The 12,454-nt window shown below is 68.3% G+C and carries 14 protein-coding genes; 1 reads left to right on the top strand and 13 read right to left on the bottom strand.

Translation table 11 applies throughout. The annotated features are described in order from the left end of the window. Positions 1-47: 47 nt before the first annotated feature. The 10 genes from ACFC1I_RS03295 to ACFC1I_RS03250 all read right to left on the bottom strand — a co-directional run bounded on the left by ACFC1I_RS03295 (position 48) and on the right by ACFC1I_RS03250 (position 9,315). Entirely contained in the window at positions 48-1,541 is a 1,494-nt protein-coding gene (locus tag ACFC1I_RS03295; protein WP_376006431.1) for an ATP-binding protein, read from the bottom strand. Beyond that, complete coding sequence (locus tag ACFC1I_RS03290; RefSeq protein ID WP_376006430.1) at positions 1,538-1,729, bottom strand: hypothetical protein; 192 nt, start codon at positions 1,727-1,729, stop codon at positions 1,538-1,540. The genes ACFC1I_RS03295 and ACFC1I_RS03290 overlap by 4 nt, the downstream gene beginning before the upstream one ends. Positions 1,730-2,106: 377 nt before the next feature. After that, positions 2,107-3,570 (bottom strand): SCO6880 family protein, encoded by a 1,464-nt coding sequence (locus ACFC1I_RS03285; RefSeq protein ID WP_376006429.1) that lies wholly within the window; start codon positions 3,568-3,570, stop codon positions 2,107-2,109. After that, positions 3,567-4,946 (bottom strand): conjugal transfer protein TrbL, encoded by a 1,380-nt coding sequence (locus ACFC1I_RS03280; protein ID WP_376006428.1) that lies wholly within the window; start codon positions 4,944-4,946, stop codon positions 3,567-3,569. Before ACFC1I_RS03280 ends, ACFC1I_RS03285 begins: the two co-directional genes overlap by 4 nt. Positions 4,947-4,974: 28 nt before the next feature. Continuing rightward, on the bottom strand, positions 4,975-5,244 hold the full coding sequence (locus ACFC1I_RS03275) for a DUF6112 family protein (protein ID WP_116193375.1): 270 nt from the start codon (positions 5,242-5,244) through the stop codon (positions 4,975-4,977). Between the two features lie 100 nt (positions 5,245-5,344). Further along, a complete protein-coding gene (locus ACFC1I_RS03270; RefSeq protein WP_376006427.1) occupies positions 5,345-5,611 on the bottom strand; it encodes a DUF6112 family protein in 267 nt (88 codons plus the stop codon). A gap of 3 nt (positions 5,612-5,614) precedes the next feature. Next, positions 5,615-6,790, bottom strand: a complete 1,176-nt coding sequence (locus tag ACFC1I_RS03265) for a M23 family metallopeptidase (protein ID WP_376006426.1) — start codon at positions 6,788-6,790, stop codon at positions 5,615-5,617. A gap of 10 nt (positions 6,791-6,800) precedes the next feature. Then, positions 6,801-7,481, bottom strand: coding sequence for a hypothetical protein (locus ACFC1I_RS03260; protein WP_376006425.1), 681 nt, complete (start codon positions 7,479-7,481; stop codon positions 6,801-6,803). After that, positions 7,481-8,482, bottom strand: a complete 1,002-nt coding sequence (locus ACFC1I_RS03255; RefSeq protein ID WP_376006424.1) for a ParB N-terminal domain-containing protein — start codon at positions 8,480-8,482, stop codon at positions 7,481-7,483. Before ACFC1I_RS03255 ends, ACFC1I_RS03260 begins: the two co-directional genes overlap by 1 nt. 2 nt (positions 8,483-8,484) lie before the next feature. Beyond that, the gene (locus tag ACFC1I_RS03250; protein ID WP_376006423.1) at positions 8,485-9,315 is read right to left on the bottom strand and encodes a hypothetical protein; all 831 of its coding nucleotides are present in this window, start codon (positions 9,313-9,315) and stop codon (positions 8,485-8,487) included. 148 nt (positions 9,316-9,463) lie between these two features. Between ACFC1I_RS03250 and ACFC1I_RS03245 the strand changes: the two genes are divergently transcribed. Continuing rightward, a complete protein-coding gene (locus ACFC1I_RS03245) occupies positions 9,464-9,751 on the top strand; it encodes a hypothetical protein (protein ID WP_376006422.1) in 288 nt (95 codons plus the stop codon). Positions 9,752-9,795: 44 nt separating this feature from the next. On the opposite strand, the gene ACFC1I_RS03240 is transcribed toward ACFC1I_RS03245, so the two are convergent. From ACFC1I_RS03240 to ACFC1I_RS03230, 3 genes are read right to left on the bottom strand one after another with little or no spacing between them, the layout of a single operon-like run. Further along, on the bottom strand, positions 9,796-10,452 hold the full coding sequence (locus ACFC1I_RS03240) for a DUF2637 domain-containing protein (RefSeq protein WP_376006421.1): 657 nt from the start codon (positions 10,450-10,452) through the stop codon (positions 9,796-9,798). Beyond that, positions 10,449-11,330: a bifunctional DNA primase/polymerase gene (locus ACFC1I_RS03235; protein WP_376006420.1), complete on the bottom strand. Its 882-nt coding sequence runs from the start codon at positions 11,328-11,330 to the stop codon at positions 10,449-10,451. The genes ACFC1I_RS03240 and ACFC1I_RS03235 overlap by 4 nt, the downstream gene beginning before the upstream one ends. Further along, the gene (locus ACFC1I_RS03230) at positions 11,330-12,427 is read right to left on the bottom strand and encodes an ArdC-like ssDNA-binding domain-containing protein (protein ID WP_376006767.1); all 1,098 of its coding nucleotides are present in this window, start codon (positions 12,425-12,427) and stop codon (positions 11,330-11,332) included. Before ACFC1I_RS03230 ends, ACFC1I_RS03235 begins: the two co-directional genes overlap by 1 nt. Positions 12,428-12,454: the final 27 nt, after the last annotated feature.

The following is a 12,454-nucleotide window of genomic DNA, read 5'->3' as shown; positions in this document are numbered from 1 at the left end:
CGGCACGGCGATTGCCTCTGCCGCGGGTCGGACCGCATGGATTGTGCTCATTTCACGCCCTCCGTCATCCGGCTTGTCGTGTCGAACGCCGCGAGCTCCGCAGGATGCAGCTGGTGCTGCACGACGAAGCTCCGGTCCTTGATTCGCCAGAGTCCCTGACCCGTCCCCAGCCCCGGCAAGAGACTCTGCTCGGTGCCGGTCAGGCCGAGAGCACTCGCGGTGGCTCCGAGCTGGTCGGCTTCCTGCCGGTAGATGATCCGGGTCTCGGCGTTCGCGAGGAGGGATGACGCGATCGCGCGCATCGCGGAGCCCTGATCGCCGACGTTGTCGAGGTCGGACAGCTTGTGGAACACCAGCAGGTTGGCGATCCCGTAGTGCCGGGCGAGTCGCCACTGGGCATCCATCCGTCGCAGCAGCGCCGGGTGGGACATGAGGCGCCAGGCTTCGTCGTAGATGACCCAGCGTTGCCCGCCGTGCGGGTCGAGGAGTGCCGATTCCATCCACGCGGACGAGCACGTCATCAGGACGGAGACGAGCGTCGTGTTCTCGGCGACCCGCGAGAGGTCGAGGGAGATCATCGGGAGGCTGGGGTCGAACGTGACTGTGCTGGGGCCGTCGAACAGTCCGGCGAGGTCGCCGGCGACGAGGCGGCGGAGCGCGTGGCCGACGACTCTGCCGTCTTCGACGAGTCGTTGGTCGGCTTGGTATGACGCGTCGGGCGAGAGGATTCGTTCGACGACCATCGGCAGGATGGGCGTTTCGCACGAACGGACGGCGTCGGCGAGGGCCAGGTCGATCGCGGTGTGCTCGAGCGGGCTAAGGGGTCGCTCGAGCACAGTTTCGGTGAGCGCTCCGATGAGGTCGCGGCGGCGTGAGGCGACTTGGCCGGCCCAGTTCTCGTCGGTGAGGCCGGATGGGCGGTGTCCCTCGTCGAGCGGGTTGAGGCGGTTTGCCATGCCGTGGCCGAGCACGATCGCCTGTCCGCCGACTGCTTCGGCTACGGCCGTGTGCTCGCCTTTCGGGTCTCCTGGTACATAGACGCGTCGGCCGAAGGGGATCGACCTTGTGTAGAGACTCTTCACCAGCGACGACTTGCCCGAGCCCACGATCCCCGCGAGCACGATGTTCGGGGCGGTGATCATTCCGCGGGAGTAGAGCACCCAGGGGTCGTAGACGAACGACGCACCCGAGTAGAGGTCCTGTCCGACGAAGACGCCTTGAGAGCCGAGGCCGCCCTCGGCGAGGAACGGGTAGGCGCCGGCCAATGTCGCGCTGGTGTCTTGGTGACGTGGGAGGTGGAGGCGGCCAGGGGTGCGCAGCGCTGCCGGCCGGGGTTCGCCTGATGCGGGCAGGTAGGTGGTTGCTCGTTGGTCGGCGCGTAGCGCCTCGAACTCGGCGCGCTGAGCCGCAGTCGCGGCCGCTCGCGAGTCAGCGGTGAGCTTCTGGGATGCTGTCCGCCTGGCTCGACGATCCTTTCGCCGCTCGCCGGCCGGGTCGACGAGTACCGCGGTGTGAACCTTCTGGTCGTGGCGGGCGTTCACAGCGACATCCCGCTGCGTCGCCGACTCTTGGGTCTCGAGCCGGGGGAGAGGAAAGGTGCGGTGCGCTGGAAGGAGTCGCTCGCGTTGATCCTCGGCGCCATCGACTCGGGGACCGGGGACAGCGCGGCGGGGGTGGCGGAGTCCCACACGATGCGTCCGGAGTGCTGCGATGCGCGATCGACGGCCATCTCGGCTCGTGCGACAAGTGTCGACGCGTGGCGCAGCGCGCTTGCGGCTGCGTACGCTTCTTCGATCCCTGCCCAATAATCGCCGCCCTCGGCGCGGGGATTCGCGCTTTCACTCGTATGCGCGGAGGCGAGTTGGTCGAGCACTTGTCCGAGCGATCGGAGGCCTCCCAGCACGTCCCCGACGACGACGTAGGTTTCAGCCGGCTGCTCGAACGAGCGCGTTGCATGCGCGAGGGCTCGGAGCGCCTGGCACGCTTCCTCGCCATCGACGACGGGATCTTGGAATGTGGGCATTTCGCTTCCCTTGCAACGGGTTCATGGAGGAGGTGCGTGCGGGGTCCCCGGGTGGAGTCGGTCGACGGTCGGTCACTTCTCGGTCAGATCGTTCGGCACAGCGGCAGCGCGGCGGCCGCGAACGATTGCGCCTGCTGCCCGACGAGCCGTCGCGTTTCGCAGGCCGCCTGTACCGCGGCTTGCTCGATCGCGGCGACCGCGGCATCGAGATCGTCGGCGGAGGGCGCCGAGACGGCGACGAGGCCGGTGTAGCGCAGGACGCCGTGACCTGCGGTCAGGTCTGACTCCTGCTGGATGACGTCGTTGTACTCGGCCGTGCGCGCGGCATCCTCGATCTGGCCGATCTTCGCCCGCTGCGCGGCATCCGACAGGAGTCCCACCTTCTTCCTCCGGATGTCTCGTGCCGCGACATCGGCACGGACCGGGGTGCAGATGAGACTGAAGGTGCGCTGGATGCCGGAGGTCAGCAGCAGCGGGGAGAGGAAGCCGGGGAAGACCTGCGATCGCGGCCACTCCGAGATCCAGAGGACCGCGTGGTGGGCGGAATCGGTGCGAAGTCGATCCCAGGACTCGGTGACGGCTATCGGTCCCGCGGTGGCGAGCGATCTGCCGATGTCGCCGTGTCGCTCGAGTGCGGGGGCGGCCGCGGGGTCGTAGGCGGAGCGGAGGGCGACGGCGACTTCGCCAGGTGTGAGCCATTCGGTGGGTGTCAGGTCGGCGGCACGCAGCGCGGTCGCGAAAGTGGTCATCTCTTGCCGGAGGACGCTCGCCGCGCCCTTCATCCCACCGCCGGCGGCGCGGATCTGGCGGGCGGCGGCACGCAGGTCCAGTGCGAGCGAGATCGTGGTCGCGTGGCGTTCGCCGGCGGGACCGGCGCGTTCGATGAGCTCCTTGTATGTCACCGCCGGCCAGGACTCGTCGTCGATACCGTGGCGGGCCCACCACTCGGCAAGGCCGCTCCCGGAACTGGGGACGGTGCGCTCCGAGATCTGGACGCGGGCGATGCGACTCGATCGGCACACGGTCGCGAGCACGCGGCTCCACCCCGCGACCCGACGCTCCTGCTCGCCGCTGTCGAGCAGGACGAACGCCGGATGCGTGATGTTCACGACCGCGGTCAGCGTCTGTGCATGCGGGTCCTGGATCATCGCCGCGCCGGTCTCCGGATCCACCCATTCGCGTAGCGCGGCGGCATCTCCGGGCAGAGCGAGCGTTCCCGCGGGGCGCGGTTTGACGACGTCCGCTCGAAAGAGCAGTTGGCCGCCCAGACTTCGCCACACCCAGCGGACCGCGATCGGAACCCACTCGATGATCTTGCGCCCGCCGACCGGGACGAAGGCGAGCACGAGGCTGGTGGCCCAGATCGGTGAAGTGAGGCCGAACAGGATGCCGCCGCCCATGTAGACGGCGGTTGTGAACGCGACGAGCCCGATGGCGAGGGTCACGAGCTGCGCGAGCGAGAGGCCGAGCAGCACGCCGCGCTTCGGGAGCCGGGAGAACTGCACCGGGCGGAGCTGATTCGCGCGGTGGGAGTTGGTGGTCGTCATGCTCGTGTCCTTTCGCGCGGAGTGGGGAGTGGTCGTGGGGGAGCAGGTGTCGGCTTCGGCTGTGGGGCAGGTGAAGCGCCAGCCGGCGCACCCGTCGGTGTCGGCAGCTCAGTCGGGGCTGCGCCTTCGGCATGACCTGATGCGGCGAGGCCGGCGGCATTGCCGAGTTTCGGACCGGCCGTCGCGGCCTTGCTGATCACCTGGCCGCCGATGACAACGGCTGCGGCGGGGCCGGCGGCAGCAGCGGCGCCGGCGCCGCCCGCTCCCGCAGCTCCGACCCCGGAGGCTCCCACACCGGAGGCCCCCGCACCGCTGGCGCCGGAAGCGCCCGCGCCGGCCGCTGCTCCGCCAGCGCCCGAGGCTGCGCTTCCGGCGGGCGCGGCGCCCTTCGATGCGCCGGCGCCGTCGAGGATCGACTTCGCGGATTGCGCATTGGCGGGGGTCACCGGCACCGGCACCGGGCGATTCATCGCGCCCTTCGCCTCCTGCTCGGTCGACATCGCGTGGTACATGTCGACGCCGACGAACGATATGAACTTGTATGTCATGTACGGGGCGAACGCCGCCACGAGCATGAGGACGACTCCGGCGATGGGGTCGCTGATGGAGGCGAGGTCGAGGTCGATCGGTGCGGCTGTCTGGTTCACGGCGACGAGGAACAGCACGACGAGAACGAGCTTCGAGAACACGAGTGCGACGACGAACGCAACCCATTTGCCGAACCAGCCGCGCGCGGCATCCCACGAGAAGCCGGCCAACGCGATCGGGGCGAATACGATCGCGACGAGGAGGAGCGCCTTTCGGATGAGGAGCGAGAACCAGACGATGGCGGCAGCCGCGATCGCGAGTCCGGCGAGGAAGATCGTCATGATCGCGCCCACGCCGGGGCTTGTGATGTTGATCGCCACCAGGCCCGTCGCCATCAGGGCGATCCGGTCGCCCATCCCCTCCATCGTGTTTCCGGTTGCCTGGACGATGCCGATCGCCAGCCGATCGGTGATCTCGAGCAGGGTCGCGGTCAGGGTGATGGCGACGAATGAGCCGAGGACGGACTTGCCGAGTCCGATCGCGGCGCGCGACAGAGCGGTCGGGTCCCGGTGCGCCAGCCCGGTGATCAGCTGCAGGCAGAAGAAGACGAGCATCACGAAGAGCGCGACGCCGAAGAGCAGGTTGTAGACCTGGACGTACTGGCCACCCGTGACGTCGACGAGGGTCGTCGTGTCGAAGACCGCCCATACCGCTTGGAAGAACCAGGCGGCGGCTGCGCCCAGTGTGTGGGCGAGCCATTCGAAGGGTGCGGCGACGAGCGACACGACCCCCGAGCCGACGGTCTGGCATACCTCGGCGATGGCCGGGATGTCACATACGCCGCCCACGCGCGCGCCTCTCGATGCACCAGCCAGCTCACACGGACTGGCCGACGCCCCAGAAGAAGTTCACGAGCGTGACGGATGCGCCGCAGATGACGGCTGCGCCGCATGCGACGAGCACGCCGAGCTTGCCGCGCGACGCGAGATGGGGGTTTGACGAGTTTGCGCCATACCCCCACGCGACGGCGGCGATGATGAGGGCGAGCACGGCGAGGATGAGTCCGACAGTCATCACAGCGCCCACGATGACGCGGAGCTGCTCGATGCCGGGAAGTCCCGACCCGTTCGGTGCGATATCAATCACGGTCTTGCTCCTTGTCTGGGCAGAAACGAACCCGCGTACAAGGTGCGTGCGGCGTCCCCGCGCATCGGCCGCGCGAAGCGGGCGGTGCGCAAAGGCGCCGCTACAGCTGCTGGCCGACCCCGATGAGGAAGTTCATCCACGCCACACCGGCGCCGGCAAGAACCGCCGCTCCGACAGCGACGAACAGGCCGGCGCGCGACCGGATGGCCGAATGGTAGTTGCCGCTCGAGGACGAGAGCGCCCAGGTCGCCGCGCAGACCAGGATCGCGAGCACCGCGAAGATCAGCACGTACATGAGAAGGGCGCCGACGATCGCGCGAAGGTCACCCGCGCCCCCGACGGCCCCGAAGTCCGGAAAGATGTCCATCCGTCACCCCGATGTGCCTGCCAGGCACGCGGACTGGCCGGACGTCGCAGCATCCAACCCCGCAGCCCCATGTTCGGAGAGCCATACCTCGGCGTCCACCGATGCCTCGAACGAACCACCGGGCCGGATCTCGAAGTGCAGGTGCGCGCCCTGCGATTTCCCGGAGGCGCCGACGTCGCCGATGTGCTGCCCGGCCGTGACCCGCTCACCCACCGACACGTGGACGCCGGACTCCCACATGTGCGCGTAGGCGGACGCCACGCGGCTGCCGCCTACGGTGTGCTCGATGACGATTAGCTGCCCGTACAGGCCGAGTGGCCCCGCCCACGTGACGACACCATCCGCGATCGCGAGGATCGGCGTGCCGTCGGCTGCGGCGTAGTCGGTGCCCGCATGGAGGGCGCGACGTCCGGTCATCGTGTCGTTGCGCCACCCGTACCCGCTGGTCCGCACCCACGTTCCGGTCGGCAGCGGGAACACCACCCTCGTCGTCTCGGGGACGTCGTCGAGGGGTGCGGCGGTGTTGCTGCCGGAGAGTGCCGGCTTGGTCAGGGCCGCGATGATGGCTTCGGCGACGGGCTGATACTCCTGGTAGCGGTCGGGATAGGCGGAGCGTTCAACGGCCTGTGCTGCGGACCCCGGATCCGCTGTCTGCCATCCTGCGATGTCGAGGAGTCCCGCCGGAGACGGGTAGTTGGGGCCCTCCGGGCCGCCGAAGAACGCGCGCACCTGGTAGGTCGGATCCATCAGCTCGGCAACGGTGCCCCATCCGGAGCTCGGCCGCATCTGGAAGAGTCCGAGGGAGTCGTGGTCGCTCCCGACGCCGTCGTTGGGCATCTCGAGCGATGCGGGATGCGCAGCGTTCGCCAGCATCCTCAAGGTCGACTCCGTCAGCGCCGCCATCAGGCCGATGAGCACACCCTGACGCCCGACGCCTTCGATTCCGCTTCCAACGGTGATAATCGTCGCCGCATGGGTGAGCTGCGCATGCCGAAGCGTCACGGAGACTCCGTCACTGCGTGTCGCGGTGAGCATATCCGGCACGTGGGAGACGACGAGCTGGCCCGACGTCTGGCATGCAGCGAGGGCGGCCGGGGAGAGGACGACCGGGACCGCAAGTATCCCCGCGAAGGGAAGCGCGAGCAGCGCCAGCACCAGTCCGATGACGAGTTTCTTCATGTGTGCGCCGTCATCGGAGGGGGTTGTCGACCTCGGACAGACGGAGGAGATGACACTCAGCGAAGCTCGGCTCGCACGCGATGAACATCGTGAACGCGATCGGCCGGGACGTCTCCTGTGCCTCGGTGCCGACGACGCCGGCCCGATGCCGCGTTCCCGAGATCGTGTACGCGATCGTTCCAGGGAGGAGGTCGCCGTCGGCCGCCTGATCGAGGGCGTCGTCCCAGGATGCGGGGATGTAGACGTCGTCGATCGTCAACCACTGGCGGGTTCCATAGGTGCGCAGCTGGGCCCAGGCATCCGGTGTCGGGAAATAGCTCCGAACGTCGGACGCGAGAGCGGCCGTCTCGAAGCCGGACGGATCACCCGCATCGACGATGACCTGCGCGTACGCGGTCAGTTCGAACGCGGTGGTGTCCCACGTGATCAGTGCTTCAGCGGCGTCACGGGCAAACTCCTCCGCATCCGTGGTGGACGCGATCGCGGGGAGCGTGTCGGCGGAGGATGTCGGAGTCGGCACGGCAGGCGCAGCCTCCGGCGCTGTCGGATCGCCGGCTGGCGTGCCCGCGTCAGGGGCGGGAGCCAGGGTGAGCCCGTAGATCCCGACCCCGATCAGTGCGGCGAGCAGACCAAAGCCGACAGCGAGGAGGATCACGAGGCGTCGGCGACGTCGGTGTGCGGTGAGTGCCATCACGCGATCTCCCGCCTCAGCTGAACGCGTGCGCTTCGCAGCTGGTCGAAGAACTCGACCGTGGATGCGAGGGTCTCCTCGAACTGAGCGAACTGCTCGTCGGTCAGCTCCGTCGCGACAGCGGCGACGTCGTAGTTGGTCCACCACTGGTCGAGGTCTTCCCACACGCGTACAAAAGCGCGGACAGGGAAGACATGCGTCGACGCCTTTCGAGCCCGGCGGGCGTTTCGGCCACGCTTGGTCTCCTTGACCCTCGCCAGCGCGGCGTTCGCCAACTGCTCGAGCTCGTCGGGCGGCTCAAAGTCCTCAGGTGCTTCGAAGTCCTCGATCGTTCGCGGCGTCGGACGGATCACTTCCCGGATCCGTGCATGGGCGGCAGTGACGCTGCCGCCATCGTCGATGATCCGCAGCTCCTGGATCGCCATCTCCCTCACCTCGGGGTCGGTGACCGGGCTGGCGACGAGTCGTTGGAGCTCGGCGATGCGATCGAGCGTCGTGTACGACGCCTTTCCCGTCACCATCAGCGCTGCCTGCAAGCGGCTCTTCCCCGGCTTGAATTGCGGTGGTGCCACCGTGGCACCACCGTGGTTTCCGCCGGAATCGCCCAGCCGGGGGAACTGCGTCGCGGTCTGGCGTCGCTGCGCGTCGTCGGAGATGTAGTCCTTCAGCTCGGTGTAGAGCGTCGTCGCTTCGGTGGGGGTAAGCGGCTTGTGCAGCACGTTCTCGGCCTGCTCGGCGAGAAGTTCGGCAAGCCGATCCGAGACGCCGGATTGCACCCAGACCTTGATGTTCTTCTCGCCGAGCATCTTCAGCGCTTCGAGTCGCCGCGCTCCGCAGACGAGGATGCCCTCGGGTGTGACGGTGACCGGCTGCAGAAGTCCGTCGCGAGTGATCGACGCAGCAAGCTCGGCGATATCGCCGTACTCCTGCCGGTGGCGATTACCGACGACGATCGACGCGATCGATCGTTCGAGCTCGATGTGGCCGATTCTCGCGCTCATCGTCACTGCCTCGCTCTCTCGGCCGGCGCCGCGAGGCTGACGGTGAGAACGAGATCGTCGTCCGTCAGAAGGGACCGAAGCGGTTCACCGATCAGAAGACGGAGCAGGATGCCGCGGCCCGCGGTCGTGCGTGCGACCTCGGGCTCGGGGTTGCCGAGCACCGCGCGCAGGAGCCCGTTCCATGACGCGGAGGACAGGTCGAGGAGAGTCCGACCGTGGATGTCGCGTCGAAGCGACTCCCAGGCGGTCGCGCGCGAGGGGACTTCGCTGAGGCGCGCGCAGATGTACTCCATCGCGGTTCGTGCGGGTGTGCGTGGCCAACCGAGGAGGGTCATGAACGCGATCGCGTTCTCGACGGCCTCGAGGATCCCCGTTCCTTCGCGCATGTCGTCCGTGTCGTCTGCGCTCTCGGCCGACTCGACCCGCAACGCCGGGTGGTAGTCGCTCAGCGGATTCTCCCGATCGCTGAACCGCTCGGGGTCGTGGAACGAAGAGAACTCGGGGCGACGGGCCTGATAGACCGAGCACAGCAGACCGTTCGCCCGCTCCTCGGCGATCATCGTCACCTGGACGGCCCGCGTCACGACCGCCCACGGATCATCCGCATTCCGGACCGCGGCCGAGCGCATCGCATCGAACGCGGCCGCCCCGGCATCCCACGGGTCGAGCCCGTGCTTGCGCGCGAGCTTCGCGTACCGCTTCACCACATAGGCCATGAGCGCCGCGGCTTCCCGATCGTGGCGCCACGCGCCGTGATCCTGCGCGGCGAGACGTTCCAGGAGTGCGCGAAGACCCTCCGAGCTCTCGAACTCGTCACTCGCGTGCTCGGCCATGTCGCTGTTTCCGACCGCGGACGGCGAAGCGCCCGTCTCTGACCATGAGTTCCGGCTGGGCATGACGAACTCGCTACCGGCCGATGCCCGAGCGCCGGACTGCGCCATGCGGGTGGCGCCCGCGTCCGAACGCGGTGACAGGTGGCAAGTGAAGCGCACGGTCGCGAATGGCTCGCCGCGTCGCTGCGACGCCCTGGGTCGGCAGCGTGCGTGCGCGGCGCGCGAGGGATGCCTCGAGGTCGATGCCCTGCCCGGCGACGCGGCCGGTCACGACGGGAACGAGTTCCGTGGGGCGCATCCACACGACTTCGCTCCGGACGCGCTCAGATCCCGACACGCTGAGGGGCTGCCTCTCGAGCGAGGGATCGCCGTGTCGCGCGAACTCGGATACCTCGTCTACGGCAGGGTGTTCGGCGCGGACGGGTTCGCCGGCTGACGCGCGAAAGCGCACCCCGGCCGGGTCGTCTCGGTCGTACTCGTTCATGGCGTGGCCCCCTTCTGAAGGTCAGGTGTGTTGAGCGTCCCCGCGAACCATCGGCCGACGGTCGACGGGTGGACTCCGGTGGCGTTCGCGATCTCTTTGTTCGACATGCCCCGCTGACGCATCAGCGCCGCAATGTCTCTGCGTGCACCCTTCTCCGGAACGTCCTCGATCGGGCGGAGTTGCACGACTTCTGTGGATGACGTGCGAGCGGCTGCTGCTGTGGAGGAATGGGAGATTCGGAACCGCTGCGTCAGTACGACGGTGAGGTGTGTGATCGCAAGCAGAACCAGCGGCGGTACAGCCGCGACGGATGCCGCGAGTACCGGCGGCACGTCGGAATCGGCAGCGACGATCGCGTGAATCGCATTCGCAGCGACCGATGCAGCAGCGCCCGCGATGAGAAGCATCCAGGGATACCAGGCATCCCGGTCGCCGGCGAGCGCGACGACGGAGACAGTGCCCACGACGATGATCCCGTCGACGATGAGAGGCCAAGCCCAAGCCTGATTCGCTGCAATGCCGGAGCGATGCGCGAGATCGGCGAGGGCGGTGAAGGACAGCCAGAAGGCCCCGATCGCAATGAAGATCGTCCCAGCAACGGCGGTCCACACGGCGATCCGCCCTGACCGCAGCGGTGTCGATTCGAGGATCACGAGATCACCTGCCCCTTCAGCGGCCTACCGGGTGCGCGGGTTCGAAAGGGCGCTGTTGGCCCCACCACCGTCCGGTAGGCAGAGCGGATCGTGGTGAGGATCTCGGACGTCTGCAGCCCGGCGTGCTCTGCGGCAGGGCCGAGCACGTTTCGTGCGTTGTGATCGGGCACGCCGTTCTCCGCGAGCCGGCACGCTGCCCAGTACAGCGCCCGGTTGCGTTCGCCTTCGACCCGCGTTGCGAGCCACGCGGCGATTCGATCCGCGTCGACGTCGCGACGGACCTGGGTGGTCGGGCTCGCCGGAGGTGCGGGCTTCGGGTCGAGGAATTGTCGCAGCGCGGCGGAGTCGACGGGTACGGCGTCGTGCCGCCCGACCCCGATCAACTCGTAGCCCGAACTGTTGCCTTCGAACAGCACCCGCGACGGAGGGACGACGACGTAGCCGCCTTCGCCACGGAAGTCGATGCCGGCCCGCGCAGCTTGCCACGATGGCTGCGGGCGTTGCGGATCGACGGGATAGTAGGCGTGCATCCCGCCGGATGCTGTCTTCACGAGGACCTGCCAGCGGTCCACCAGACCCTCGCGGCGGGCGAGTTCGAAGGCGGCGAACCCGCGAACGCGACCGTGCACGTCGATGTCGACGACCTCGAGTCCGGAGACCGCTCCGGTCGGCATCCCGATGTTGGCCTCGGGCCATCTCGTCCACCAGCGTCGGATCTGGTCGAAGTCGGCGGTCGCATCGCGGAACCCGTGCTGAGTGAGAGGCCGCTTCTCTGAGGGCTTGCAGGGAAAGATCGGCACGCTGGCCTCGGCGAACCGCTGCACCCCCTGCCGCGGCGGAAGTCCCACCAAGGAGGCGAACAGGGCCGCGGTGTCCATCACAGCCCCCGTCCCGCCGTCGCGGCACGACGGACGTGCCGCTTGTCGGATGTCGAAGGGCGACCGTCGTCGATCTCGGCCGAGGCGCGTCCGCGCACGGTCGGGTTAGCGTGCGGCTCTCTTGTGAGGCCCGGCGGATCGCCGGATCCCACCTGTGGCGTATGCAAATGCGCGAGGATCGCGAGTGCGGCAGACCGCACCCGATCGCCCGTCGCCTGGACGACTTCCGCCGGCGTCTTCCCGTCGACAGTCGTCGCCCAGCTCGACACGTAGGGGATCGTGTAGCCGGCTGTGTCGAGACCGTGGGCCGCGCCGATCATCAGCGCGACGGACTCCGCCTCGACCTCTGTGATGCCGCGATGAAGCGACGACTCGGGGTGATCGGGCCCGTGCAGATCCACATGCGCAAGCTCATGTGCGAGAGTCTTCGCGCGCGCAGCGGGGTCGATGTCGCCTCGAATGGTGACCATCCGTGTGAGGTAGTCGGTCATGCCGTTCGCTCCTCCGAGATCTCGACTGCTGTCGACAAGGCGCAACGAGTACCCCCGTTCCCGTACGAGCGCCGCGAGGCCGTCCCACATCCCGACCGGCGCCTCGCCCTCGAGGAGGTGGGGCAAGGGCACCTCTGGGATCGGGGCACCGCTGGTCTGAGATGCGTCCCACACGTATGCAGGGCGCACGCCGACCAGTCGCGACTGAAGCACTTCGCCGCGTCCTGGCGTCTCGCGGGGCGCCAGACGGCGCCACGACTCGGCGATCTGCGGAGTCGACGAGGCGAACCGGCCGAGGACGGGGGCGAGGATCATGTAGCCGGGCTGGCCGCGATCAACAGATCGCCCCAGCGTCAGCCACTGCCGGAAACCGGCGACGTACGTGGGCGTTGGCTCGGAAACCCTGCCTTGCTCGAATGCGGCTGCGTGCTGCATCCAGATCAGCAGGGTGTTGTTGAACGAGCGGGACCTGAACCGCGCAGCGAACGCCAGAGCGCGCTTCCAGTCATCTCCCGTCACGAGATCAGCTACCGCACCCGCAAGTTGGGCGTGCAGCCGGTCCAGCTTCGCCTCCGTGACATCGGCATCGGACCTCTGATGAGCCATGGCGCCGTCCCCTCCTTCGCAACCGCC

The sequence above is a fragment of the Microbacterium sp. NPDC056044 genome, assembly GCF_042267145.1.
In the GTDB taxonomy this organism is placed as follows: Bacteria; Actinomycetota; Actinomycetes; order Actinomycetales; family Microbacteriaceae; genus Microbacterium.
The sequence above is the reverse complement of the archived record's forward strand: the minus strand, read 5'-3'. Positions and strand labels throughout refer to the sequence as shown.

What these genes read in the sequence shown, in the direction of transcription:
- ACFC1I_RS03230 (WP_376006767.1), bottom strand. Translation starts at nt 12,427, where the DNA reads ATGGCTCATCAGAGGTCCGATGCCGATGTCACGGAGGCGAAGCTGGAC.
- ACFC1I_RS03260 (WP_376006425.1), bottom strand. Translation starts at nt 7,481, where the DNA reads ATGGCACTCACCGCACACCGACGTCGCCGACGCCTCGTGATCCTCCTC.
- ACFC1I_RS03285 (WP_376006429.1), bottom strand. Translation starts at nt 3,570, where the DNA reads ATGACGACCACCAACTCCCACCGCGCGAATCAGCTCCGCCCGGTGCAG.
- ACFC1I_RS03265 (WP_376006426.1), bottom strand. Translation starts at nt 6,790, where the DNA reads ATGAAGAAACTCGTCATCGGACTGGTGCTGGCGCTGCTCGCGCTTCCC.
- ACFC1I_RS03250 (WP_376006423.1), bottom strand. Translation starts at nt 9,315, where the DNA reads ATGGCCGAGCACGCGAGTGACGAGTTCGAGAGCTCGGAGGGTCTTCGC.
- ACFC1I_RS03235 (WP_376006420.1), bottom strand. Translation starts at nt 11,330, where the DNA reads ATGGACACCGCGGCCCTGTTCGCCTCCTTGGTGGGACTTCCGCCGCGG.
- ACFC1I_RS03270 (WP_376006427.1), bottom strand. Translation starts at nt 5,611, where the DNA reads ATGGACATCTTTCCGGACTTCGGGGCCGTCGGGGGCGCGGGTGACCTT.
- ACFC1I_RS03290 (WP_376006430.1), bottom strand. Translation starts at nt 1,729, where the DNA reads ATGGCCGTCGATCGCGCATCGCAGCACTCCGGACGCATCGTGTGGGAC.
- ACFC1I_RS03255 (WP_376006424.1), bottom strand. Translation starts at nt 8,482, where the DNA reads ATGAGCGCGAGAATCGGCCACATCGAGCTCGAACGATCGATCGCGTCG.